Source organism: Stenotrophomonas sp. CC22-02 (assembly GCF_004365115.1).
Lineage (GTDB): Bacteria > Pseudomonadota > Gammaproteobacteria > Xanthomonadales > Xanthomonadaceae > Stenotrophomonas > Stenotrophomonas forensis.
In genome coordinates this window covers 2,902,679-2,928,385 of sequence record NZ_SOCO01000001.1, presented here as the reverse complement: position 1 = coordinate 2,928,385, position 25,707 = coordinate 2,902,679, and the positions used below count along the sequence as shown (strand labels likewise).

At 68.4% G+C, this 25,707-nt stretch carries 17 protein-coding genes; 8 read left to right on the top strand and 9 right to left on the bottom strand.

The genetic code is table 11. The annotated features are described in order from the left end of the window. Positions 1-71: 71 nt before the first annotated feature. Positions 72-839, bottom strand: a complete 768-nt coding sequence (locus N440_RS13440; protein ID WP_133935381.1) for a CPBP family glutamic-type intramembrane protease — start codon at positions 837-839, stop codon at positions 72-74. A 149-nt stretch (positions 840-988) separates the two neighbouring features. Between N440_RS13440 and N440_RS13435 the strand changes: the two genes are divergently transcribed. Beyond that, positions 989-1,306, top strand: coding sequence for a zf-TFIIB domain-containing protein (locus tag N440_RS13435; protein WP_133935380.1), 318 nt, complete (start codon positions 989-991; stop codon positions 1,304-1,306). 83 nt (positions 1,307-1,389) lie between these two features. On the opposite strand, the gene N440_RS13430 is transcribed toward N440_RS13435, so the two are convergent. The 6 genes from N440_RS13430 to N440_RS13405 all read right to left on the bottom strand — a co-directional run bounded on the left by N440_RS13430 (position 1,390) and on the right by N440_RS13405 (position 8,294). Beyond that, complete coding sequence (locus N440_RS13430; RefSeq protein ID WP_133935379.1) at positions 1,390-1,902, bottom strand: GNAT family N-acetyltransferase; 513 nt, start codon at positions 1,900-1,902, stop codon at positions 1,390-1,392. Between the two features lie 81 nt (positions 1,903-1,983). Then, positions 1,984-2,994, bottom strand: a complete 1,011-nt coding sequence (locus N440_RS13425; protein ID WP_133935378.1) for a copper resistance protein B — start codon at positions 2,992-2,994, stop codon at positions 1,984-1,986. Further along, a complete protein-coding gene (locus tag N440_RS13420; RefSeq protein ID WP_133935377.1) occupies positions 2,991-4,811 on the bottom strand; it encodes a copper resistance system multicopper oxidase in 1,821 nt (606 codons plus the stop codon). The genes N440_RS13425 and N440_RS13420 overlap by 4 nt, the downstream gene beginning before the upstream one ends. 75 nt (positions 4,812-4,886) lie before the next feature. Beyond that, a complete protein-coding gene (locus N440_RS13415; RefSeq protein WP_133935376.1) occupies positions 4,887-5,270 on the bottom strand; it encodes a CopL family metal-binding regulatory protein in 384 nt (127 codons plus the stop codon). Between the two features lie 102 nt (positions 5,271-5,372). After that, positions 5,373-7,178 carry a DNA helicase RecQ gene (gene recQ / locus N440_RS13410; RefSeq protein ID WP_133935375.1) on the bottom strand — a complete coding sequence of 602 codons (1,806 nt, stop codon included), beginning with the start codon at positions 7,176-7,178 and terminating at the stop codon, positions 5,373-5,375. 567 nt (positions 7,179-7,745) lie between these two features. After that, entirely contained in the window at positions 7,746-8,294 is a 549-nt protein-coding gene (locus tag N440_RS13405; protein ID WP_006439098.1) for a Dps family protein, read from the bottom strand. An 86-nt stretch (positions 8,295-8,380) separates the two neighbouring features. On the opposite strand from N440_RS13405, the gene hrpA reads away from it, so the two are divergent. Next, positions 8,381-12,463, top strand: coding sequence for an ATP-dependent RNA helicase HrpA (gene hrpA / locus N440_RS13400; RefSeq protein WP_133935374.1), 4,083 nt, complete (start codon positions 8,381-8,383; stop codon positions 12,461-12,463). A 53-nt stretch (positions 12,464-12,516) separates the two neighbouring features. Here hrpA and N440_RS13395 read toward each other — a convergent pair whose 3' ends face one another. Next, a complete protein-coding gene (locus tag N440_RS13395) occupies positions 12,517-13,053 on the bottom strand; it encodes a hypothetical protein (RefSeq protein WP_133935373.1) in 537 nt (178 codons plus the stop codon). Positions 13,054-13,183: 130 nt separating this feature from the next. Between N440_RS13395 and N440_RS13390 the strand changes: the two genes are divergently transcribed. Together N440_RS13390 and N440_RS13385 are read left to right on the top strand one after the other, a co-directional pair. After that, positions 13,184-15,340, top strand: a complete 2,157-nt coding sequence (locus N440_RS13390; RefSeq protein ID WP_133935372.1) for a bifunctional (p)ppGpp synthetase/guanosine-3',5'-bis(diphosphate) 3'-pyrophosphohydrolase — start codon at positions 13,184-13,186, stop codon at positions 15,338-15,340. 30 nt (positions 15,341-15,370) lie between these two features. Further along, the gene (locus tag N440_RS13385) at positions 15,371-16,936 is read left to right on the top strand and encodes a hypothetical protein (protein WP_133935371.1); all 1,566 of its coding nucleotides are present in this window, start codon (positions 15,371-15,373) and stop codon (positions 16,934-16,936) included. On the opposite strand, the gene N440_RS13380 is transcribed toward N440_RS13385, so the two are convergent. After that, a complete protein-coding gene (locus tag N440_RS13380; protein ID WP_133935370.1) occupies positions 16,933-19,032 on the bottom strand; it encodes a glycosyltransferase in 2,100 nt (699 codons plus the stop codon). The two genes, N440_RS13385 and N440_RS13380, sit on opposite strands and share 4 nt — an antisense overlap. Before the next feature lie 96 nt (positions 19,033-19,128). Here N440_RS13380 and mrcB point away from each other — a divergent pair, with 96 nt between their 5' ends. From mrcB to tsaB, 4 genes are all read left to right on the top strand, one after another. Further along, positions 19,129-21,570 carry a penicillin-binding protein 1B gene (gene mrcB, locus N440_RS13375; protein ID WP_133935369.1) on the top strand — a complete coding sequence of 814 codons (2,442 nt, stop codon included), beginning with the start codon at positions 19,129-19,131 and terminating at the stop codon, positions 21,568-21,570. Positions 21,571-21,581: 11 nt separating this feature from the next. Further along, positions 21,582-22,106, top strand: a complete 525-nt coding sequence (locus N440_RS13370) for a hypothetical protein (RefSeq protein ID WP_166671579.1) — start codon at positions 21,582-21,584, stop codon at positions 22,104-22,106. 570 nt (positions 22,107-22,676) lie between these two features. After that, complete coding sequence (locus tag N440_RS13365; protein WP_133935367.1) at positions 22,677-24,722, top strand: ATP-dependent DNA helicase; 2,046 nt, start codon at positions 22,677-22,679, stop codon at positions 24,720-24,722. Between the two features lie 9 nt (positions 24,723-24,731). Then, on the top strand, positions 24,732-25,445 hold the full coding sequence (tsaB, locus tag N440_RS13360) for a tRNA (adenosine(37)-N6)-threonylcarbamoyltransferase complex dimerization subunit type 1 TsaB (RefSeq protein ID WP_133935366.1): 714 nt from the start codon (positions 24,732-24,734) through the stop codon (positions 25,443-25,445). Positions 25,446-25,707 lie beyond the last annotated feature (262 nt).

Here is a 25,707-nt window from a genome sequence, read left to right as displayed (position 1 = left end):
AACGGTGAAAAGGCGCGCAAGTATGCGCAAGCCGGTAGTGATCCCGGCGTGCACGGCAGGCTAAGTGGGCGTTACAGGCGCGCCGGGCGCCGACGACGCCTGTGCCAGGCCAGCGCGGCCACCGCCAGCAGGGCCGTGCCGATGCGCAGGCTGGTGGCCTGCCAGCCCAATGCAATGGCGTCATCGAGGCTGAACACATTCCAGGCCAGGTTCATCGAAACGTGCAGCACCAGGCCGCACCACAGGGTGTCGCCGTCGAGGTGGTCGAGCCAGGCGAAGATGAAGCCACCGAAGGCGATCACCGCACCGATGAACAGCGCGGTGCCACCGCCCTCGAAACCGCCGAAGCCGAGCCAGTGCACCCAGCCGAACAACAACGCCTGCGGCAGTGCGAGCACGGGCCACGGGCCGCGCACGATCTTCACCAGCAGGATGAAACCCAGGCCGCGGAACAGCACCTCTTCAGCCACGGGGAACAGTACCGCGAGCATCGTTGCGTCCAGGACGGTCAGTGCGGTGTTAGGTGTGCCCAGCAGGGCCAGGCCGAGCCAGCAGGGCAGGCTGGCCAGCAGCACGCACAACGGTCCGCTCCAGCCGTTGCCATGCAGCCCGAGACTGGCCAACAGGCCCATGCCGCGGGGGCGCAACAGCGCGGCCAGCAACAGCGCCAGCAGTACGGCCAGTGCATTGTCGAGCAGGCTGCCGCCATAGGGGATGGGCAGCGCAGGAATCGGCGCACCAATGGACGCGGCGATATCGCGCAGGTTCAGGCCAAGGCCAACGCCCAGCAGCACCAGCAACAGGCGCACCGGGTTGGGCAGGCGGGACAGCATGGTCATGCGCGCACTCCCTGCGGGACAAGGCCGCAGTGTCGGGCCGGCCGCTTCCGCCGGCACGCGCCGGAAGTCCCTGTGCCATCGGTCATGTGTTGCCGCACAGTCATCGCAGGGCAGGTACAGTCGATGCCAGACCGAGAGGAGCAATGCCCATGCTGTGCCCCGTATGCACGACCCAGACCCTGCAGATGGCCGAACGCCATGGCATCGAGATCGATTACTGCCCGGGTTGCCGTGGCGTGTGGCTGGACCGTGGCGAGCTGGACAAGATCATCGAGCGCGCCGGTGCCGGAGCGGCGGTGCCGCCACCTGCGCCTGTGCAGCAGCCGGCTTCCACGCCGCCGCCGGTGATGCACCGTGACACGCGCCATCTCGGCCAGCGCTACGAAGACAACCGTGGCCAGCAGCATGGGCACGGCTACAAGAAAAAGAAGAAGGACAGCTTCCTGTCGGAGCTGTTCGACTTCTGAGCAGTTCGCTCTTCGTAGAGTCGAGCTTGCTCGACTGGCTGTTCCGACAGTAGTCGAGCAAGCTCGACTCTACGGGGCCGTGATCACGGCCGACACAGGATGAACTCGCGGTCGTGGGTGTCGCCGACGATGAATTCATACTCGCCCACCCTGCTGCAGCCATAGCGTGCGTAGAAGCGCTGCGCACCGAAGTTCTCTTCCCACACGCCCACCCACAGGGTGCGGCGCTGCGGGTGGTCCAGCCACGCCATGAACGCGTCCATCAGGCGCGCGCCATGGCCGCCGTTCTGGTACGCGCCCAGGATGTAGAAACGCTTCAGTTCAATGTCGCCCTCGCGTGCCTCGGCATGCGGCAGGGTGTTGGCACCGGCGGCCAGGTAGCCGACCACGTTGTCGCCATCCATCAGCAGCCATACCGCACTGCGTGGGTCGGACAGCTCGGCGCGCTGGGGGACGCTGCTGTAGTGCGCCTGCAGGAAATCGTGCAGTTCCTGCGGCGGGTACGAGTCACCCCAGGTCTCGTTGTAGGTAGTGATGGCGATGGCCGACAGCGCTTCGACATCGGCCAGGGTGGCGCGGCGGATCTGCAACGACATGGTGGAGCCTGCATTGGAACGTGGCGCAGTGTAGCCGGCCCCGGCGGCTGCCGGGGCTGGCGGTTGCTCACACTCCGCTGCTCAGAACCACATGCGCACGCCGGCCACCCAGCGCGTGTCGCGTGCGTGGTCACCGGCGTAATCGGCGGTGTCGCCAAACGTGCGTTCGTGGCTGATGCCGATGTACGGCGCGAAGCGACGGCTGAACTCGTAGCGCAGGCGCAGGCCGGCTTCCACCTTGTTCAGGCCGCGGCCGATGCCGTACTGCGGTTCGTCCTTGGCTGCCACGGTGGCTTCCAGCAACGGCTGCAGGATCAGGCGATTGGTCAGCAGCACGTCGTACTCGACTTCGGCCTTGGCCAGTACCTGGCCGCCGGAACCCATGTACAGCGTGGCCGAGCTCTCGAACTTGTACGGCGCCAGGCCCTGGATGCCGAGCGCGGCCCAGGTACGCGAGTCGGCCGGCCGGAAGTCCTGGCGCACGCCCACCAGCACGTCCCACCACGGCGACACGCTGCGGCCATACAGCGCTTCCAGCGATGACGACTCGGTGCGGCCACGGCTGCGTTCGCCATCGGTGCGCAGCCACAGGCGGTTGATGTTGCCGCCGATCCAGCCGGTCGCTTCCCAGGCCTGGCCGTTGCTGCTCTTGCCGTCCCAGTGTTCGAGGCGGTCGATCAGCAGCAGGCTGTTGATCTCCGGCGCATGTTCCATCGCGCCGTGTGCGATCGGCGGGAAGGCGGCGGCGCGGTCGGCGTCGGTCGGGAGCGGGATCGGCTCGCGTGGCTCGGTCGGAGCGGACGTGCCGTGGCCCATCGCGACGTGGTCCATCGTTGAATGATCCATCGAGGAATGGTCCATCGAGGAATGGTCCATCGTCACCGGCTGCGTCGCACCGTGATCCATCCTCGAATGATCCATCTTCGAGTGATCCATCTTCGAATGATCGACCGGTTCGACTGGCGTCTTCGCTGCCTTCGCGGGCGCATCCATCGCGGCCATGTCATGCCCGGCGTGCGACTGCGCGAACACCGGCAGTGCAGCCACCAGGCCCAGCGCCAGCAGGCTGGGGGAAAGCAGTGAGCGGCTCATTCTTCGATCCTCACTTCGCGCATCATGCCTGCTTCCATGTGGTACAGCAGGTGGCAGTGGTAGGCCCAGCGACCGAGTGCGTCGGCGCGCACGCGATAGCTGCGGCGGGTGCCCGGCGGCATGTCGATGGTGTGCTTGCGCACCTGGAATTCGTTCTGCGCGTTTTCCAGATCGCTCCACACCCCGTGCAGGTGGATCGGATGCTGCATCATGGTGTCGTTGACCAGCACGATGCGCATGCGCTCGCCGTAGTTCAGCCGCAGCGGCTCGGCGCTGGCGAACGGGATGCCATCGAACGACCAGGAGAATTTCTCCATGTGGCCGGTCAGGTGCAGCTCGATCTCGCGGCCTGGCTCACGCCCATCCGGGTCCTCGAACAGGCTGCGCATCGCGCCGTAGGTCAGCACCTGGCGGCCGTTGTCGCGCAGGCCGATGCCGGGGTCGTCCAGCTTCGGCTCTGTGGCTGAGCTCTGCATGTCCACCAGCGGGTTGTTGCGCTCGCTGGCCGGGTGCCTGGGTGCCTTGTTGGCGGCTTCGCCAGAGCCATGTGCGCCGTGGCCCATGCTGGCACCGCAGCCGCCTTCCATGCTTTTCATCGCGGCCATGTCGTGGCCAGCGTGGCCGCCCATGTCATGCCCTGCCATGCCGTGCCCCATGTCGGACATCGTCAGCAACGGGCGCGGGTCACGCGCCGGAATCGGTGCCTGCAGGCCATGGCGCACCGCCAGCGTGCCGGCGGCAAAGCCGGTGCGGCCCATGTCCTGGCAGAAAAGGGTGAACGCATCCTGGCCAGTGGGCTCCACCAGCACGTCATAGGTCTCGGCCGGTGCGATGCGGAACTCGTCGATGCTGACCGGATGGATGTACTGGCCGTCGGCGGCGACCACGGTCATCTTCAGGCCGGGGATGCGCACGTCGAAGTAGGTCATCGAGGCGCCGTTGATGAAGCGCAGCAGCACCTTCTCGCCGCTGCGGAACAGCCCGGTCCAGTTGCCGGCCGGTGCGGTACCGTTCATCAGGTAGGTGTAGGTGTGCGCGTTGATGTCGGAGATGTCGGTCGGGGTCATCCGCATCCGGCCCCACATGCCCCGGTCGGACAGCGCGGCCGACCAGCCATCGCGCTTCACGTCGCGCAGGAAGTCCGGCAGCGTGCGCTTGTAGTAGTTGTCGTGCTCGGCGAGCTTCTTCATGCGCCGGAACAACGCGCCCGGGTCCATGTCGGTCCAGTCCGACAGCAGGATCACGTGCTCGCGGTCGTGGTGGTACGGCGCCGGTTCGGCCGGGTCGATGATCAGCGCGCCGTACAGGCCAGCCTGCTCCTGGAACATCGAGTGGCTGTGGTACCAGTACGTGCCCGACTGCTTGAGGTCGAAGTGATAGTGGTAGGTCTCGCCAGGGCCGATGCCGTTGAAGCTCAGGCCGGGCACGCCGTCCATGTTGGCCGGCAGCAGGATGCCGTGCCAGTGGATCGAGGTCGGGTGGCGCTGCAGCGTGTTGCGCACGAAAAGGTCCACGCTCTGGCCTTCCCGCCAGCGCAGGATCGGTGCCGGCAGCGAGCCGTTGACGGTGATCGCCGGGCGGGTGCGGCCGGTGAAGTTGGCCAGCGACTCGCCGATGGACAGTTCGACGCGGGTGTCGCTGAGCACGGCGGGGGCGCCGGCCAGGCGCGGCGTGGACGTGGCGGCGGCGAGCGCGCGCTGCGGCACGCCGACGGCGGCGATGCCGGCGACGACGCCACCGGCTGCCAGGCCCTGCACGAACAGGCGGCGCGACGGCATGGGTACGGCGCCCGGGCCGGGGGGGATGCGGGTATTCATGGTGGTGACTCCAGACACGGATAGATGCCGGCAAACAGCCGGCTCTGGTGCGCAGCGCGCACGGTACGCGTGGAATCAGCCGATGGGAGGGCGCGAAATCGGTGGTAGGGGCGGCGCCGGGCGGCCATTGGCCGGCATCGGTTGCGGTGCCAGCGACAATGCCGGGCCAGCCAGGTACGGCAGGGGTTGCACCACCAGCAACGGGTGCTGCGCGCAGCTGCGCACGCAGTCCTTGATCTGGCAATGGGCGTCGTGGGCGGGGGCCTTGGCCTGCGGAGCCTGTTCGGCCTGCACGCCGGCGTGGTGGTGGCAGTCGGCCTCGCCGTCTTCGGCGGCCACGGCCACGGCATGGGCCATCCGGCCCATCTCCTCGTGACCACTGGCCATGGCCGCGTTCAGCCCGTTGAGCAACAGGCTGAGCATGAGCACGACACGGAGCAGGGTCGAAGCGAGGGACATGGCGTCAATTTAGCCGCAAGCGGGCGCGGATGCACTTCCGGCTGAACAGCCGGTTCAAGGTTGGAGCAGCACCAGGGTGGGCATCGCCAGGTTGGCCCGGCGTTACCCTTCCTCGCGCACGATCTCCACCAGGCGCGGGCCGTAGCGGCTGAGCTTGGTGCCGCCGATGCCGCCGACCCGGGCCAGTTCGTCCAGGCTGGTCGGACGCTGCTCGGCGATGTTGCGCAGGGTGCTGTCGTGGAAGATCACGAAGGCGGGCACGTTCTGTTCACGCGCCAGTTCGGCGCGCAGGCCGCGCAGGGCGTTGAACAGGGCCAGGTCCTGCGGCAGCACCGACAGCCCGGTGCGCTGCGCGCTGCGTTCGCGGCCGCCGCTGGTGCCGGCGGCATCGCGGCGCATGCTGATCTGGCGGCGGCCGGTCAGCACGGCGCGGCTGGCATCGGTCAGGCGCAGGCCGCCGTGGCCCTCGCTGTCCACTTCCAGCAGGCTGGCGGCCACCAGCTGGCGGAACACGCTGCGCCAGGTGCGCGCATCGAGGTCGCGGCCGATGGCATAGGTGCTCAGCTTGTCGTGGCCCTGCTGCTTGACCTTCTCGTTCTCGCTGCCGCGCAGGATGTCGATCAGGTGGCCGACGCCGAAGCGCTGGCCACTGCGGTAGACGCAGCTCAATGCCTTCTGCGCGGGGACGGTGGCGTCCCAGGCGGCCGGCGGGGTCAGGCAGTTGTCGCAGTTGCCGCAGGGCTGGGGGTAGGTCTCGCCGAAACCGGCCAGCAGCACCTGGCGCCGGCACTGCATGGATTCACAGTAGCCCAACAGGTGGTCGAGCTTGGAACGCTCCAACTGCTTGCGCTCCTCGCTGGCTTCGGACTGCTCGATCATCTGCTTGAGCAGCACCACGTCGCCCAGGCCATAGCACAGCCAGGCCTCGGCGGCCTCGCCATCGCGGCCGGCGCGGCCGGTTTCCTGGTAGTAGCCTTCCATCGACTTGGGCAGGTCGGTATGCGCTACAAAGCGCACGTCCGGCTTGTCGATGCCCATGCCGAAAGCGATGGTGGCGCACATCACGATGCCGTCTTCGCGCAGGAAGCGGCGCTGGTTGTTGGCACGCACTTCCGGCGGCAGGCCGGCGTGATAGGGCAGGGCATTGAAGCCCTGGCTGCAGAGGAATTCGGCGGTCTCTTCAACCTTGCGCCGTGACATGCAGTAGACGATGCCGGCCTCGCTGCGATGGCCGCGCAGGAAATCGGTCAGCTGCTTGCGGGCGTTGTCCTTCTGCACCACGGTGTAGCGGATGTTGGGGCGGTCGAAGGAGCTGACGAAGTGGCGGGCTTCGGCCAGGTCCAGGCGCTCGGCGATCTCGCGCTGGGTGGGCGGGTCGGCGGTGGCGGTCAGCGCAATGCGCGGAATGTCCGGCCAGCGTTCGTGCAGGACGGTGAGCTGGCGATATTCCGGGCGGAAGTCGTGGCCCCACTGCGACACGCAGTGCGCTTCGTCGATGGCGAACAGGGCAATGTGGCTGCGCGACAGCAGCGACAGGAAACGGCCGGTCAGCAGGCGCTCGGGCGCGACATAGAGCATGTCCAGTTCGCCGGCCAGCAGTTCGCGCTCGACGCGACCGGCGGTTTCGGCGTCCAGGGTCGAATTCAGGTACTCGGCCCGCACGCCCAGCTGGCGCAGCGCCTCGACCTGGTCCTGCATCAACGCGATCAGCGGGGAAATGACAATGCCGCAACCGTCACGCAGCAGGGCCGGCACCTGGTAGCACAGCGACTTGCCGCCGCCGGTGGGCATCAGCACCAGGGCATCGTGACCGGCAGCCACGTGCTCCACGATGTCCTGCTGCGGACCACGGAAATCGTCGTAACCAAAGACGCGTTGGAGCAGGTCGTGCGCGGGACGGGAAGCCATCCGGCTAGTTTACCCCGACGGGGGTGTCTCGGCAGGGCTGCGCCCTGCACCTGCAGAAGCATTCAAGCCAAGGCAACGTCAACGGCAACTGCCGGCTCTGGGGTGTCTGCTGGTTGGGCGGGGCGGTGTGGGCTTGCAGGACACGCCGTAAACCCGTCCATGGGGGCTCGATGGCGCCATCCATGGCGCCAACGGTCCTGCAAGCCCACACCGCCCCACCCCCGACAGTTCCCCGCGCCTGTTGGTAGGTGTCGACCTTGGTCGACACATCTTTCAGATATCGACAAACGAAATGGGGTCAGAGCCGTTTTCCTGCGGAAAACGGCTCTGACCCCAGGCTTTGCCGACAGATCGCGGAGAACTGTCGAAGGCGGGGTGGGTCCGGTGGCAGGGGTGTCCGCGGCATGGATGCCGCGGCCAAGCCCCCATGGACGGGTTTACGGCGTCCCCTGCCACCGGACCCACCCCGCCTACCCACAGGAAGCCAGCTTTTGCTGTTGCTGTTGCCGGCCAGCGGCCGGCACTACCGCGGGTGCAGGGCGCAGCCCTGCCGAGCCCCCCAAACCCTTACTGGAGCAGGGAACGCAGCATCCAGGCGTACTTCTCGTGAGTCTGCAGGCGCTGGGTCATCAGATCCTCGGTCGGGGCATCGTCACCCTTGGCCGCCACGTCCAGCACTTCACGTGCCGTACGGCAGACCGCTTCGTTGGCGACCACCAACTGGCGTACCATTTCACGCCAGTCCGCACTGTCGGTCAGGCCCGGTTCCTCGGCGATCGAGGTCAGCGCAGCAAATTCCCGGTAGGAGCCCGGGGCATTGAAGCCCAGCGCGCGGATGCGCTCGGCCACGTCGTCCAGTGCCGCCCACTGCTCGGTGTACTGCGTCTCGAACATGGTGTGCAGCGAGTTGAACATCGACCCGGTCACGTTCCAGTGGAAGTTGTGCGTCTTCAGGTAGAGCGTGAACGCATCGGCCTGGAAGCGCGACAGACCGTCGGCGATCTTCTTGCGGTCGCCCTGGGTGATCCCGATATCGATGTTCGGTGCCGACGGTGCCGCCGCTGCAAGCTTCTGCTTGCCGGTCTTGGCCTTGGTCGTGCTCTTGGTCTTCGCCATGGGGTTCCTCCTTGTGGAATCGTTGGCCTTCACAATAAACCGGTCGTGATGACTGGTCGCTTTCAAAGTTTTGAACGAACCGATTGATGAACTCTATCGATAAAAATCCATCGCCCCGCCTGCGCCAGCAGCGTGCCGCCATCGACGGCGCCATGAGCCGCGACCGGGGCCGTCTGCTGGGAATGCTCTCGCGTTGCCAGGCCAAGCCACAGGATGCGGCGCTGGCTGCCACCTTCGAGCAGGCCTTGCAGGCATCGGTGCAGCGCCGGCAGATGCGGGCGCAACAGCAGCCATCCATTACTCTGGACCCGCAGCTGCCGATTGCGCGTGAAGCCGACGCGATCATCGAGCTGATCCGCGACCACCAGGTGGTGGTGATTGCCGGCGAAACCGGTTCGGGCAAGACCACCCAGCTGCCGAAACTGTGCCTGGCCGCAGGTCGTGGCCAGGCCGGCATGATCGGTTGCACGCAGCCGCGACGGATTGCCGCACGTGCGGTGGCCAGCCGCGTGGCGCAGGAACTGCAGAGCGAACTGGGCCAGCTGGTCGGCTACCAGGTGCGCTTCAACGACAAGGTCAGCGACGACAGCCGCATCAAGTTCATGACCGACGGCATCCTGCTGGCGGAGATCGCCAGTGACCGCTGGCTGTCGAACTACGACACGATCATCGTTGACGAGGCGCACGAACGCAGCCTCAACATCGACTTCCTGCTGGGCTACCTGAAGCAACTGCTGCGCAAGCGCCCGGACCTGAAGCTGATCGTCACCTCGGCCACCATCGACACCGGACGATTCGCCGAGCATTTCGACAATGCGCCGGTGATCAGCGTCGAGGGCCGCACCTTCCCGGTGGAAGTGCGTTACCGCGCGCTGGAAGGCGAGGGCGAAGACCAGGGCGAGCGCACCGTCAACGATGCCATCGTGTCGGCCATCGACGAGATCACCCGCCTGGATGCGCGCGGCGACGTGCTGATCTTCCTGCCTGGCGAACGTGAGATCCGTGACGCGCACCAGTCGCTGGAGCGCCGCAAGTACCGCAATACCGAAGTGCTGCCGCTGTACGCGCGGCTGTCCAACCAGGATCAGGACCGGGTGTTCAACCCCGGCCCGAACCGGCGCATCGTGCTGGCCACCAATGTGGCCGAAACCTCGCTGACGGTCCCGCGCATCCGCTACGTGGTCGACCCCGGTTTCGCCCGCGTCAAACGCTACAGCCCGCGCAACAAGCTGGACCGCCTGCACATCGAGCCGATCTCGCAGGCCAGCGCCAACCAGCGCAAGGGCCGTTGCGGTCGTATCGCCGAGGGCATCTGCTACCGCCTGTACGCCGAAGCTGATTTCCTGGCACGGCCGGAGTTCACTGATCCGGAAATCCGCCGCTCCAGCCTGGCGGGTGTGATCCTGCGCATGCTGCAGCTCGGCCTGGGCCGCATCGAGGACTTCCCGTTCCTGGAAGCACCCGATGAGCGTGCGGTGGCCGATGGCTGGCAGCAGCTGGCCGAGCTGGGCGCGATCGATGCCGAGCGGCGCATGACCACCGTCGGCAAGCAGATGGCACGCCTGCCGGTGGACGTGAAGCTGGCGCGCATGCTGGTCGCCGCGCAGGCCGCCGGCTGCCTGCGGCCGATGCTGGTGATCGCCTCGTTCCTGGGCATCCAGGACCCGCGCGAACGCCCGCCCGAAGCCCGTGGCGCGGCCGACAGCGCGCATGCGCAGTTTGCCGATGGACGCTCCGAATTCGTCGGCGTGCTGCGGCTGTGGGATGCCTACCGGCAGGCGCATGAAGACCTGACCCAATCGAAGCTGCGCGACTGGTGCGGCCGTCATTTCCTCGGTTTCCTGCGCATGCGCGAGTGGCGCGAGCTGCATCGCCAGCTGCGCCTGCTCTGCGAGGAGCTGGGCTGGAAGGAAGAGGCCAACGAGGCGTCGATGGCGCCGCTGCTGGCCGGCAGCAGTGCGCCGGCGCCGGCGCGTGATGACGCGGCGGCAGTCAAGGCCACCCGTGGCCAGTTGCACCGCGCCGCGCGGCTGGCCCGCGAGGGCAAGGCCGAAGCCGCGTCGGTGCCGGTGGCCGTGCGTGCGCAGAAGGAACAGGCACCCGCCGGGGGTGGTTTCAGCGAACGCGCGCGTGCTGCGGCCTACCAGACCCTGCACCGCGCACTGGTGGCGGGCCTGCCGACGCAGATCGGCCACCGCACCGAGAAGGGCGATTTCCAGGCCCCGCGCCAGCGCCGGTTCCTGCCGTTCCCGGGCTCGGCGCTGTCCAAGCGGCCGCCGCCGTGGCTGCTGGTGGCCAACCTGCTGGATACGCAGAAGGTGTGGGGCATGACCCTGGCCGCGATCGAGCCGGACTGGGTGATCGCCGAACTGCCGCACCTGCTGCTGCGCAAGCACTTCGATCCGCACTGGTCGCGCGCGCAGGGCCAGGTGCTGGCGTCCGAGCAGATCAGCCTGTTCGGCCTGGTGCTGGCGCCGAAGAAGCCGGTCCACTATGGCCGCATCGAGCCGGGCGAAGCGCACGATATCTTCGTGCGGCAGGCGCTGGTGACTGGCGAGATCAACACCCGCGCCAGCTTCGTGGCCGACAACCAGAAGGTGCTGGAGGTCGCGCGCGAGGAAGAAGCCAAGCTGCGCCGCGCCGGCATCGTTGCCGACGAGGACTGGCAGGCGCGCTGGTACCTGGACCGGGTGCCGCCACAGATCCATTCGGCGGCGGGCCTGGACACGTGGTGGAAGGGGCTGGCGCCGGAACAGCGCAAGACCCTGCACTGGTCGCTGGCCGACCTGCTGCCCGGCGAAGGCAGCGAACAGGAGCGCTACCCGAAGTACCTGGCGCTGGGCCAGGCGCGGTTGCCGCTGCATTACCGCTTCGAACCGGGCGCCGACGATGACGGCGTGACCCTGGACGTGCCGCTGCACCTGCTCAATGCACTGGACCCGGTGCAGCTGGGCTGGCTGGCGCCGGGCTTCGTGGTGGACAAGGCCTCGGCGCTGATCCGCAGCCTGCCCAAGGCGATGCGCCGCAACTATGTGCCGGCGCCGGACTTCGGCCGCGCGTTCTTCGAGGCGTTCCCGCAGCCCAGCGCCGATGCCCTCACCGGTGAGCTGGCACGCTTCCTGTCACGCGCAACCGGTGCCACGGTGACCGCGCTCGATTTCGAGCCCGGTGCGATCGAACCGCACCTGCACATGAACCTGCGCCTGCGCGACGAGCACGGCAAGGTGCTGGCCACGTCGCGTGACCTCGATGCGCTGCGCGCGAAATTCGGTGGTCGTGCCGGCGACGCCTTCGCGGCGCGTGCCGGGCGCGAGATGGCGGCCGATGGCCTGCGCACGTTCCCGGCCACGCCGATTCCGCTGCAGGTTCCCGGCGAAGCGGGTGTGCCGGCCTATCCGGCATTGCTCGATGAAGGTGACAGCGTGGCGCTGCGCATCTTTGCCGATCGACAGCAGGCGCAGGAGGCCCATCCGCTGGGCGTGCGCCGCCTGCTGGAGATCGCCCTGGCCGAGAAGGTGAAGCAGGCGCGCAAGCAGTTGCCGGTGGGTGCCAAGACCGGCCTGTTGTACGCGGCCATCGAATCGCAGGAGCGCCTGCGCGGCGATCTGGTCGATGCGGCGATGAATGCCGTGCTGGCCGAAGGCCTGGAGGACATCCGCGATGCGGCGGCTTTCGAGCAGCGTCGCGACCACGCCGCCAAGGCGCTGTTCGGCGAGGCGATGTCGCGGCTGAAACTGGCCGAGTCCATCCTGGCGCTGGTGGCCGAGCTGAAGCCGATGCTGGAGGCGCCATTGATGGGCTGGGCGCGCGGCAACCTGGACGACATGGAAGCGCAGCTGGCCGGACTGATCCACCCCGGCTTCCTGCGCGACACGCCGGCCGACGCGCTGGCGCAGTATCCGCGCTACCTGAAGGCGATGATCCTGCGCACCGAGCGGGCCAAGCGCGATCCACCGCGCGACCAGGCACGCATGCTGGAGCTGCATCCGTTCCTGGATGCACTGCGCGATGGTGAGGCACAGGGCCTGCGTGAACGCCCGCAATGGCAGGCACTGCGTTGGGACCTGGAGGAACTGCGGGTGTCACTGTTCGCGCAGGAGCTGGGTGCGCGCACCGGCATCTCGGCGAAGAAGCTGGCGCAGCGGGTAACCGCACTGCGCCAGGCGTGAGTCCGATCCGGTAGAGCCGAGCCGGTGCCCGGCTCTACCTCCAGGACGCGCCGTTACTTGGTACGGCGGACCTTGGGCTGGGTGTTCACGCCGTCAACCTTCATGTACCAGACGCCCATCACCCCGGGCTTGATGCTTACCCGGGGCGACGCCTTGCGCACACCGGCCAGGGTCGTGGCATCGGTCTGTTCCCATTCCTGGCCGTTGTCCAGCGCGTAGATGCGGCCCTTGCCGAAGCCGCGGAACTCGCCCTGCAGCACGCCGGTGATGGGTTCGCTGCTGCCGAAATCGAAGAAGCCCCGGTTCTTCACGATCACTTCCTGGCGTCCTTCCTCGCGCGCCTCCTCGCGGACGGCGGCCACGGCCTGGGTGGTGGCCGCCTCGACCTTGCCCTGCAGCCAGCGGTTGAGCGTGGCCAGTTCCGCCGCATCCAGCTTGTCCAGCCCGGCGGCCTTGAACTCGGCGGGCGACATCTGCTGCTGCAGGTCGCCTTCCACCACGCGCTGGGCCAGCGCAGGCGCCGATACGGCCAGCAGCAGCGCGGCGCAGGCCAGCAGTCGTGGATGGAGGTGCGGAACGATCGAGGGCATGGCGGGACTCTCCTGGGTTTGCCCGCGAGTGTAGCGGCATGTCCACATGCCGGGCGATGGTGGCCGCGGCGATTGTCCCTGAACGGCGCCGGCGCTAGTGTAGGGGCCTCTGTCTTGCCTGCTCGATGCTGTGAACCGCGCTTCCGTCCCCGGCCTGGATGCCTTGTTGAACCGTCCCTCGGCAGCGGTGCTGCCCGCTCCGCTGCGCCAGGCCCTGCGCGGGTACTGGGATGCCCCGGAGTGCGACCACCAGATGCGCGCCAGCTGGTCGGTGCTGGGTGACACCCTTGATGCGCTGTCGATGCTTTCAGCCGACGAAGGTGCAGTGGTCGCAGCCCTGCTGTTCGACCTTCCCGGGTTGCGTGCCCACCTGGACGCGTTGCCGCTGGGCAACCACAAGGCGGCGGTGATCGGCCTGCTCGATGGCCAGGACGCGGCTGATCCGGTATGGGCGCTGCACGCTGGCCGCGAGGCCGGGCGCAACAGTGAGGGCCTGCGCCGCCTGCTGCTGGCGATCATCCGCGACCTGCGCGTGGTGCCGATCCTGCTGGCCCGGCAACTGGCGCGGATGCGCGCGGCCGACAAGCTGGATGACGAACAGCGCCGCGCGCTGGCCCAGCTGACCCGCGATATCCATGCACCGCTGGCCAACCGGCTGGGCATCTGGCAGCTGAAGTGGGAGCTGGAGGATCTGGCTTTCCGCCATCTGGAGCCTGAGACCTACCGGCGCATCGCCCGTGAGGTGGATGAGACCCGCATCGCGCGCGAGCGCTACGTCGAGAACGTCAAGAAGGTGCTGTCGCGCGAACTGGTCGCGCAGGGCATCAAGGCCGAGGTCAGTGGCCGCCCGAAGCACATCTACAGCATCTGGCGGAAGATGCAGAAGAAGCGGCTGGCGTTCGACCAGCTGTACGACATCCGCGCGGTGCGGGTGATGGTCGACGACGTCGCCGCCTGCTACGCCGCGCTGGGCGTGGTGCACGCACTGTGGGCGCCGGTGCCGAGCGAATTCGATGACTACATCGCTCGTCCCAAGGCCAACGACTACCGCTCGCTGCATACCGCCGTGGTCGGCCCGGAAGGGCGCACCATCGAAGTGCAGATCCGCACCCACGAAATGCACTCGCAGGCCGAGCTGGGCGTGGCCGCGCACTGGAAGTACAAGGAAGGCGGGAAGGGCGCGGAGAAGGCCTTCGACCGCAAGATCACCTGGATGCGGCAGCTGCTGGAGCAGGCGCAGGACGGGCAGGGCAACGAACTGGCCGGGGCGCTCGATGCCGAGCTGACCGAGGACCGGGTCTATGCGCTGAGTCCGAAGGACGAGGTGCTGGACCTGCCGCAGGGCGCAACGCCGCTCGATTTCGCCTACCAGGTGCACACCATGGTCGGGCACCGTTGCCGCGGCGCCAAGGTCAATGGCCGCATCGTGCCGCTGACCTACCGCCTGCGCAGCGGCGACCGCGTCGAGATCCTGACCGGCAAGGAGGCCGACCCGCGCCGCGACTGGCTGATGCCGGCCAATGGCTTCCTGGCCAGCAACCGCTCCCGCGAGAAGGTGCGCAGCTGGTTCCACAAGCTGGACCGTGCGCGCAACGTGCAGGCCGGGCGTGAGCTGCTCGAGCGCGAGCTGAAGCGGCTGGGCCTGCAGCATTCGGATCTGGCGGTGGCGGCGAAGAAATTCCACGCCGACAGCGTCGATGACCTCTACATCCAGGTGGCGCTGGGCGACACCGGGCCGAACCAGGTCAGCCGCGCCCTGCTGGAAGCCGAGCGCGCGGCCAGCCAGCCTGCAGCCGCGCCGGCATTGCCGCGCCCGACCGCGCGCCGGGAGAACCTTGGCAAGTCCAAGTTCACCGTGCAGGGCGTGGGCAATCTGCTGGTGCAGCTGGCGCGCTGCTGCCAGCCGGTGGCGGGCGAGCCGATCGTCGGCTACCTGACCCGTAGCCGTGGTGTCACCGTGCATCGGGCAGACTGTGCAGCGCTGGCCCGCCTGGCCGCCACCAGCCCGCAACGCATCCTGCCGGTGGAATGGGGCCAGGCCGGTGGCGGCTACGAAGTGGACGTGGTGGTCACCGCGGTTGATCGCCGCTGGCTGCTGAAGGACATCACCAACCTGATCGCCCAGGAAGACGCCTACGTGCTCGACATCCACAGTGACAACGTGCGCAACAGCGGCCGTGCCCATCTGCGCCTGCGGTTGAAGGTGAGCGACTACGGCCAGCTGTCGACCCTGCTGGGCAAACTGGACGCGCTGCCCGGCGTGAGCGAGGCACGTCGCCTCGGCTGAGCTTCACGCTGCCCCGGCTACCCTGCACGCATGGAACGCGAGCCCCCGCATCGCCCGCATGGCGCTGAACATCCTGCGCTGGACCGCGTCCGCCGCGAAGGCCGTTGGTGGTGGCTGCAGGCACGCCACGCGCGCCGGGTCTGGCGCTGGGCGCTGGTCGCCGCGCTGGCCGTGTTCGTGCTGCTGGTGCTGCTGCGCAAGCCGCTGGCCGACTGGTTCTGGGATGAACCGCAGATCGAACAGTTGCTGGCCGAGGGTGACCACGCACTCGCCGCGGGCCGGTTGAGCGCGGCCGATGGCAGTGGCGCACGCGAGCGCTACCAGGCGGTGCTGGCACTGGACGGTGATCGGCCGCAGGCGCGCGAAGGCCTGGCCCGAACGGCTGCGGCGGCACTGCAGCAGGCACGCGACAGGCTGCAGAACAACGACCTCGACGGCAGCGCGCAGGCGCTGGCGTTGGCCCGCGAGCTGCAGGTGCCGCAGAGCGAAGCCGAAGCGGTTGCCCGCCAGCTGCAGGCGCGACGCAACGCGGGGGCTGGCATCGGCGCGCTGCTGGCACAGGCGCGCAATGCCTTTGCGGCGGGGCGGCTTGATGATGGCGACAGCAGTGCATTGCCGCTGTTCCAGCGCATCCTGGCAGTGCAGCCGGACAATCTGCCGGCGCTGGAAGGGCGCGAGGATGCCCTGAGCGATCTGTTGCAGCAGGCACGCACGCTGGCCGGGCGAGGGGAGCTGGCCGAGGCGGCTGCGATCGTGCAGCGCGCCCGCCAGTTCGATGCCGGCCATGCCGACCTTCCGGCCAGCCAGGAGGCGCTGGCACGTGCGGTGGACCTGCGCCTGAGGCAGGCGCAGCGCGCGTTGCAGCGCCAGCAACTTGAAAATGCGGCGAAGGGATTCCTGGCCGTGCTGGCGGTGGCGCCGGAGGATCCCACGGCCCTGCGTGGCCGCGAGCAGGTGCTGCAGGCCGTGCTGGCGCGCAGCCAGAGCCAGGCCGATGATTTCCAGTTCGACGCAGCACAGCGTGATGCAGCGCTGGCCGAAGCGCTGGGCGCGTCGGCTGCGGCGCGCCAGCTGCTGGCGCAGCGCCTGCAACGTGCGCATCAGGCGCAGCGGTCGTTGCAGCAACCGGCGGCCAGCAACGCGCAGCGCGAGCGGCTGTTGCGCGAGCTGCTGCGCAGGATCGAGCGCGCCGAGCGCGCCGGGCAGTGGATCAGTCCGCCGGGACACAGCGCGTTCGACGCGCTGCGTGAAGCGCAGGCCCTGGCGCCGCGCGATTCCCGGGTGAAAGCCGCCGCCGCGCGCCTGCTGCCCGCCAGCCGTGCCTGCTTCGATGACAACCTGCGGCAGAACCGGGTGCAGGCCGCGGGTGCCTGCCTGCAGGCCTGGCAGACCCTGTCGCCCACCGCGAACGGCCTGCCTGCTGCCCGTCAGCGCCTGGCACAGCGCTGGCTTGCGATCGGCAGCGAACGGCTTGGCAACGGCGACCTGGATTTTGCCGCGCATGCCGCCGGACAGGCGCGGGTGCTGCAGCCGGAACTGGCGGAGCTGCCGGCATTCGAAGACCGCCTGCGTCGCGCCGGTGGACGGGCGGATTAGGCGAAGAACACGCGCTGCACGGTCGCACGAGCGGCATCGAGCGAAAAATGCTCGGCGACATTGGCCAGGCCGGCATCGGACAACTGCTGCCACAGATGCGGGTCCTGATACAGGCGGACCACTGCATCGGCGAAACCGAGCGCGTCGTCAGCCACCAGTACATCCCGGCCCGGATGCAGGTGCATGCCTTCCACTGCGCAGGTGGTACCGACCACCGGCTGGCCATGGGCCATGCTCAGGTTGATCTTGCCCTTCACTCCAGCGCCGAACCGCAGCGGCGCGATGGCAATGCGTGCGCCGTCCATGTAGGGCGTGATGTCTTCGACGAATCCGTGCATCTCCACGCCGGGCTGGCGTGCGGCCAGCGCCAGCAACGACTCCGGGGCTGCGGCGCCAATGCAGTGCAGGTGGACCTCCGGCAGCCGGGCGCGGATGTTGGCGAAGACCTCGCCGATGAACCATTCCATGCCATCCAGGTTCGGCGGGTGGCGGAAGCCGCCGACAAACACCAGGTCGTGGCGCTGCTCGAACACGGCACCTGCACCGGCAACCTCGTGCAGGTTGGAGATCAGCTCCACCTGCACCCGTGGTGCATCGGCCTGCAGCTGCTCACGCTCGGCTGCACTGACCAGCACGGTGATGTCGCACTGCTCCATCACTGCCAGTTCGCTGCTGCGGGTACGCTCGGCAGCGCGCAGGAGAGTCGCGTCGCCGGCTACCTCGGCACCGCGGCGTTCGCGCAGGTAGTGCAGGTCGACGGTGTCGAACACGGTGCGTGCCTGCGGGGCGTAGCGCTTGAGCAGCGGCAGGCACTCATGGGCGACGTGGTGACGTACCAGCATTGCCACGTCGAAACGCGATCCGTGGCTGCGCAGCCAGCCGGCCACGCCGTCCAGGAAGGGCGCATACCAGACTTCCACGCCCATCCGCTGCAGCGCTTCGGTCGCCACACCGGCATGCTCGCGCCGGGTCGGTACGAATACCACGTGGGCACCGCCCTGCAGCAGCAGGCGGATCAGGTTGACCTGGCGCAGCGACCCGGAGTCGCGATCCGGTTGTGGAACTTCCTCGTCCAGGATCAGCACCTGGCGCCGGCCGCGCAGCAGCAGCGCCGGAGACGGTACTTCGCCGACCGCCGGATGGCGGGCCAGTTCGCTGGCCCAGCGGGCGGCAAAGATGGCCTGGTTGCGCACCTGGTAGGCCTTTACCCCACTACCGGTGTCGGTGCCGTTGCTGGTGCCCTCGTCGTGGATCACCCGGCTGGCCGGCTGCACCAGCACGCGCAGGCCCTGGGCACGCACGCGGAAGGCCAGGTCGGTGTCCTCGTAGTACGCCGGTTTGTAGCGGGTATCGAAGCCGTCCAGCTGCTGCCAGAGGGCGCGCGGCAGCATCAGCGCCGCACCCGAGCAGTAGTCGACATCGCGCAGGCTGGCAAAGCGCGGATCATCGGCGGCCTCGAAGCGGCCGTAGCTCCAGCCACTGCCATCGGCGAAGATCACCCCGCCCGATTCCTGCAGGCGGCCATCCGGGTACAGCAGCTGGCTGCCGACCAGGCCGGCGTCGGGCGTGTTGTCGAAGGTGTCCAGCAGGGCATCGAGCCAGCCCGGCTGCGGCACCGTGTCGTTGTTGAGCAGCACCACGTAGCGGCCACGGGCACGCGACACCCCATCATTGCAGGCTTCAATGAAGCCGCCGTTGTGCTCGCGCACTTCATAGCGCAGCCCGGCCACCTGCGGCATCCATTGCACGGTGGCGTCGCTGCTGCCGTCATCCACTACCAGGATCTCGCAGGCTGCCGCCGGCGGGTGCGCCGCCAGGGCGCGCAGGCAGGCCAGGGTGTGCTCGACGTGGTTGTAGACCGGGATGACGATGCTCACCTCCGGCGACTCGCTGAACGGCACCGTGAAGGGGGCAAACGCCTGTGCCGGCGGCAGGTACAACGGCGTGCGCGGAGCAGGAACGGCGCGCTGGGTATGAACGCGGATGCGCTGCCAGGTGGCCCGCCAGCCACGGGTGCGCAGGCTTGCCAGGCTCCGCCGGGCCAGGCCCGTCAGGCGGTTGATCAGGTATCGGATCTCGGCCAGCGACATCACCATCCGGTTGCAACTCCAGCTTAAGCAGGGGGACCCGGGAGAATTCGCCAGCCGCAGCGGCTGGGGTAGACTCGCCAGACCCTACATTCTCGCATTCCCGTGCCCCGACGCTACGATTCCGACGACATCGACGATTTCGACGACGACGACCAGCAGGACAACGGTCCGCTGTGGCGGCGCCGGCTGATCACCTGGAGCATGGCTGCGGTCGCGTTGGGATTGGGTTTCCTCATTCCCTACACGCTGTACCTGAACCAACAGGTGACGCAGCGTTTCGGCGAGCTGCGCTGGCAGATCCCGACGCGTGTGTACGCGCGCCCGCTGGTGCTTGCGCCCGGCAAGGCAATGGATGCGGCCACCCTGAAGACCGAGCTGGCCGCTTCGGCCTACCGCGACGACGGGCAGGGCAAGGAACCGGCCACCTATGCGGTGAACGGCGGTCGCTTCGTCATCTCCAGCCGCGGCTACAACGACGTCGACGGCCGGGTTGCCCCACGCCGGGTGGAGCTGTCGTTGGCCGATGGCGGCGTGGCCTCGCTGCGCGATGCAGACAACCGCAAGGCGCTGAAGGCTGCGCGGCTGGATCCTGCGCGCATTGCCACCCTGTACGGCCAGAAGCAGGAAGAGCGCCGCCTGATCCGCATGGATGAGGCGCCGGACCTGCTGGTGACCGGCCTGCAGGCGGTGGAGGACAAGGATTTCAACCGTCACCACGGTATCGATCTGTCCGGCATCGCGCGCGCGGTGTGGGTGACCATCCGCTCCGGTGGCCAGAGCCGCCAGGGCGCGTCCACGCTGACCCAGCAGCTGGCCCGCAGTGGCCTGCTCGGCATCGGCAAGGAACAGACAGTCACCCGCAAGTTCAACGAAGTGTTGTACGCGCTGATCATGGAAGCGCGTTACGACAAGCGCACCATCTTCGAGGCCTACCTCAACCAGGTGTACCTGGGCCAGCGTGGCAGCCAGGCCATCCACGGCATGTCCTCCGGCGCCGAGTTCTGGTTCGGCCGTGACCTGTCGTCGCTGGAAACCGAGCAGATCGCGCTGCTGATCGGCCTGGTCAAGGGGCCGTCCTTCTACGACCCGCGGCGCAACCCGGAACGCGCGCTGGACCGCCGCAACTTCGTGCTGGGCAAGCTGCACGAGGCCACGTTGATCGACGATGCCGAGTACCAGCGTGCATTGAAGGCACCGCTGGGTGTGCCGAAGACACCGGGCCTGGTGGCGGCCAACCGCTTCCCGGCCTACGTCGACCTGGTCCGCCGCCAGCTGGGCCATGACTATCCGGAATCGGCGCTGCAGGGCGCCGGCCTGAGCGTTATGACCGGCATGTCGCCGTCGGCGCAGGCCTACGCCGAAGGCGCGGTGACCCGCACCATCAAATCGCTGGAGAGCAAGCGACGCCCCGAACTGCAGGCCGGCATGGTGCTGACCGACGTGCACAACGGCGATGTGCTGGCGGTGATCGGCAGCCGCGAGGTCTCCGAGGTCGGCTTCAACCGCGCGATCGAGGCACAGCGTCCGGTCGGTTCACTGCTCAAACCGTTCGTGTACCTGCTGGCGCTGGCACAGCCGGATCGCTACTCGCTGGCCAGCTGGGTCGATGATTCCCCGGTGACGGTGCAGCTCGGCCGCGGCCGCAACTGGACCCCCGGCAACGCGGACAACCGCAGCCACGGCACCGTGCGCCTGATCGATGCACTGGCCCATTCCTACAACCAGGCCACCGTGCGCGTCGGCATGCAGGTCGGTCCCGAGCGCGTGACCCAGCTGATCCACGTGCTGGCCGGCATCAAGGCCGAGGCCAATCCGGCGGTGATCCTCGGCTCGACCGACCAGAGCCCGTATGCGATGGCGCAGCTGTACCAGTTCCTGGCGTCCGGCGGCGAGATCCAGCCGCTGCACGCGGTGCGTGGCGTGCTCGATCCGCAGGGCAAGCTGCTCAAGCGCTATGACAAGACCCCGGCGCCGGCACAGGAGGGCGACTCGATCGCCGCCAACCTGATCAGCGTCGGGCTGCAGCAGGTGGTCGCCAGTGGTACCGCGCAGCGCCTCAACGCCGACGGCCTGGGCCGGCTGCAGCCGGCCGGCAAGACCGGTACCACCAATGATGGCCGCGACAGCTGGTACGCCGGTTACACCGGCGATCATCTGGCGGTGATCTGGATCGGCAACGACCAGAACGAGCAGGCGGGCCTGTACGGTGCCACCGGTGCGATGAGGGTGTGGTCGGGTGTTTTCCAGCGCCTGCCAAGTGCTCCGCTGCGTGTCAGCAACAAGGGCCTGGACTGGCAGTCGGTGGCACCCACCGGCATCAACAGTACCGATGAAGGCTGCCCGGGCGCGCGTCGCTTCCCGTTCGTGGTGGGCTACGCGCCGGCCTATGCACCGTGTGCGCCGGCGGTATCGCCGGATGGGCAAGGCGGAGCCGAGGGCGAAGGCGGGGGCTGGCGCAGCTGGTTCGGCCTGGACCGCAAGCCGGAAGCTCCAGCGGAACCCGCCGCGGCACCCGCTGCCGCCACACCTCCTCCAAGCCGATGATGCCGATGAACATGCGATCCCTGCTGCAGCCCCTGGCCCTGAGCGGTCTCAGCCTCGCCCTGGCCGCCTGCGTGAGCAGCGCACCACCGGTGGCCAAGCCGCCGGTTGATACCACCACCCCCGCGCAACGCCTGGCCGCCGTGGACGCGGCCGCGGGGCCGGACGACAAGGAACTGTCGGTGCAGCCACTGCGCGATTCGCAGGTGGAAGACCTGCGGGTGACCGCGCAGGCGCAGCGACAGGCCAATGATCTGGCCGCCGCGGCCAGCAGTCTGGACCATGCGCTGGAGATCGTGGCGGGTGATCCGTCGGTGCTGCAGGAACGTGCCGAGCTGGCGCTGCTGCAGGGCCAGTGGGCGCAGGCGGAGACGTTCGCACGCAAGGCGATCGATCTGGGGTCGAAGACGGGGCCGCTGTGCCGCCGGCACTGGGCCACGATCGAGCAGTCGCGCCTGGCGCGCGGCGAGAAGGAGAATGCGGTGTCGGCGCATGCGCAGCTGGAAGGCTGCACCGTGCCGGGGATCAAGCGGTACTGAGTTTCCTGCCAACGGCGCAGCCCCTCGTGGCTGGCTGCTTGGCCGCGTAAGGCAAAAGCCGTGCTTGGCCGGGCGGGGTGGGTTCGCGGGGGACGCCGTGAACCCGTCCTTGGGGGCTTGGCCGCGGCATCCATGCCGCGGACACCCCCGCGAACCCACCCCGCCCGACCTCTTACAGATTCCGTGCGCTGCCAGCCACGGAAAAGAAAAAGAAGATCAAAAGCGGGTCGCGCGCTGCGCGCGCTCGCTGTCATTTCTTTTCTTCTTCCCCCGCTTCCTCCACCGCTTCTGACATCCAAGTCGAGCAAGCTCGACTCTACGAAGCATGTCCCTCCGTCACCGGGAAACTGTCGAGGGTGGGGCGGGAGGGGCAGGCAGGACCGTTGGCGCCATGGATGGCGCCATCGAGCCCCCAGGGATGGGTTTACGGCGTGTCCTGCCTGCCCCTCCCGGCCCGCCCAGCACGTAGAAGCCCAGAGCCATGAACAAGCGACGTTGCCTTTGCCTTTGCTTGTGCTCTGGCTTGAAACGGGTGCCGGGCAGCGCCCGGCCGGGTATCCTTTGCCTCTGATGTCCGACCTTGTCCATGCCAGCCGCGAAGCCCTCAGCGACGGCGGCGCGCTCGCCTCGCACCTGGATGCCTTCGTCCCGCGTCCGGCCCAGTTGCGCCTGACCGAGGCCATCGCCGATGCGTTGCAGCAGCGCGATCTGCTGCTGGCCGAGGCCGGTACCGGTACCGGCAAGACCTTCGCCTATCTGGTGCCGGTGCTGCTGTCCGGGCTGCGTACCATCATCTCCACCGGTACCCGCGCGCTGCAGGACCAGCTCTACCACCGCGATCTGCCACGCGTGCGCCAAGCGCTCGGCGTCGGCCTGCGCAGCGCGCTGCTGAAGGGGCGTGCGAACTACCTGTGCCGTTATCGCCTGCAGCAGGCGCGTGGTGAGCCACGATTCTCCAGCCCAGAGCAGGCGGCGCAGTTCCAGCGCATCCTGGCCTGGTCCGGCCGCTCCGAATTCGGTGACATCGCCGAGCTCGACGGGCTGGCCGACGACTCACCACTGCTGCCGATGGTCACCTCCACCGTCGACAACTGCCTGGGCACCGATTGTCCGTTCTGGGACGACTGCTTCGTAGTGCGTGCGCGGCAACGCGCACAGGCGGCCGATGTGGTGGTGGTCAACCATCACCTGCTGCTGGCGGACCTGGCATTGAAACAGGATGGCTTCGGCGAACTGCTGCCAGGGGCGCAGGCGTTCGTCATCGATGAAGCGCATCAGCTGCCCGAGTTGGCCGCGCAGTTCTTCGGCGAGGGGTTCGGCATGCGCCCATGGCAGGAGCTGGGCCGCGACTGCCTGGCCGAAGCGCGAGGCGTAGGCGGTGCGCAGTCGGCCCTGCAGGAGCCGGTCGACCAGTTGCAGCAGGCGCTGCTGGCGTTGCGTGCAGCGATGGAGGGCCTGCCATCGCGCGGCACACAGTGGCGGGCACTGGCAATGCCGCAGGTGCGCGACGGCTTCGATACGGTGATGGCGGGGCTGGTGACGCTGGAGCAGGCACTGCAACCACTGCGCGAAGCTGCCGCTGGCCTGGATGCCTGCCATGCGCGGGCGCGCGAAGCGGTCTCGCGGCTCAGCCGCTGGCTGGGCGATGACGAGCCCAGCCTGGATTTCGACACCGACCCTGCGGACGTGGCGGGTGCGGCCGATGTGCTCTGGTACGAGCTGACGCCGCGTGGTTTCCGCTGCCAGCGCACGCCCATGGATGTGTCCGGCCCGCTGCGCGAGCACCGTGAACGCAGCCGGGCAGCATGGATCTTCACCTCCGCCACGCTGACCGTAGGCGGTGGCTTCGATCACATCGCCACGCGACTGGGCCTGGACGATCCGCATACCCTGGTCCAGCCGAGTCCGTTCAACTGGCCCGAGCAAGCGTTGTGCTACCTGCCCGAAGGGCTGCCCGATCCGGCCGCGCGTGGCTTCGGCACCGCGTTGATCCAGACCCTGCGGCCGGTGCTGCAGGCGTCGCAGGGCAGGGCATTCCTGCTGTTCGCGTCGCATCGCGCCCTGCGCGAGGCCGCCGAAGCGCTGCGCGACGGGCCGTGGCCGTTGTTCGTGCAGGGCGAGGCGCCGCGCGCCACGTTGCTGCAGCGCTTCCGCGAATCGGGCAATGGCGTGCTGCTCGGCTCGGCCAGTTTCCGCGAGGGCGTGGACGTGGTCGGCGAAGCGCTGAGCGTGGTGATGATCGACAAGCTGCCCTTCGCCGCTCCGGACGACCCGGTGTACGAGGCGCGGCTGGAGGCGATCCGCAGCCAGGGCGGCAACCCGTTCCGCGACGAGCAGCTGCCGCAGGCGGTGATCGCGCTGAAGCAGGGCGTCGGCCGCCTGATCCGCAGCGAGAGCGACCGCGGGGTGCTGGTGCTGTGCGACCCGCGCCTGCTCAACCGCGGCTATGGCCGGGTCTTCCTCGATTCGCTGCCGCCGTTCCGGCGCACCCGCAGCCTGGCCGATGTGCAGGCCTTCTTTACGCCACAATGGGCACCCGGGGCCGATGATGCCGTTCCGGCCACCGCTGCGGCGGGCCCGGATCTGGCGCCCGGCGCCACGTTTCCCCTGTTCTGACCTGATCCGATGAAACTGCTCGCCTTTGAAACCGCCACCGAAGCCTGTTCCGTTGCCCTGCATGTCGATGGGCAGGTGCTGGAACGTTTCGAGATCGCCCCGCGCCGGCATGCCGAGCTGAGCCTGCCGTGGGCGGAGGCGCTGCTGGCCGAAGCCGGCATCAGCCGCCGCCAGCTGGACGGCATCGCGCTCAGCCGGGGCCCCGGTGCGTTCACCGGCGTGCGCCTGGCCATCGCCATTGCCCAGGGCATCGCGCTGGCGCTGGACCGCCCGCTGCTGCCGGTGTCGACGCTGCAGGTGCTGGCGCTGCGGGCGCCGGCAGAAGAAACGCAGATCCTGTCGGCGATCGATGCGCGGATGGGCGAACTGTACGTCGCACGCTTCGAACGCGTGGACGGCCTGCCGGTCGCACGCGATGCCGAACGCGTGTGCGCACCGGCTGCGGTGGTGCTGCCGGAAGGGCTGTCGGCCTACGGCATCGGTACCGGATTTGGTGCGGCCGAGGGCGCTCTGGTGGCACAACTCGGTAACAGCCTGCGTGGCTTCGACGCTACGGCGTTGCCGCGGGCATCGGATGTGCTGGCGCTGGCGGTGCCGGCCTTCGCGCGCGGCGAGGCCATTGCACCGGAGAAGGTCGAACCGGCGTACCTGCGCGACAACGTGGCGCTGACCCTGGTCGAGCAGCAGGCCGCGCGCGAGGCGAAGGCGAAGGCCAACGGCTGAGCCCCTCGTGGCGGGGTTGGTTGATCGCGTAAATCAAAAGCCGCGCTTGGCCGGGCGGGGTGGGTTCGCGGGGGACGCCGTGAACCCGTCCCTGGGGGCTTAGCCGCGCCATCCATGGCGCGGATACCCCCGCGAACCCACCCCGCCCGGCCTTTGACAGTTTCCGTGTGCGTCCGCCACGGAAAATCAAAAAAGAAAATCAAAATCAAAAGCCGATCGCTTCGCTCGCATCCACGCGTGGCGTGGATGTGTGTCGACCAAG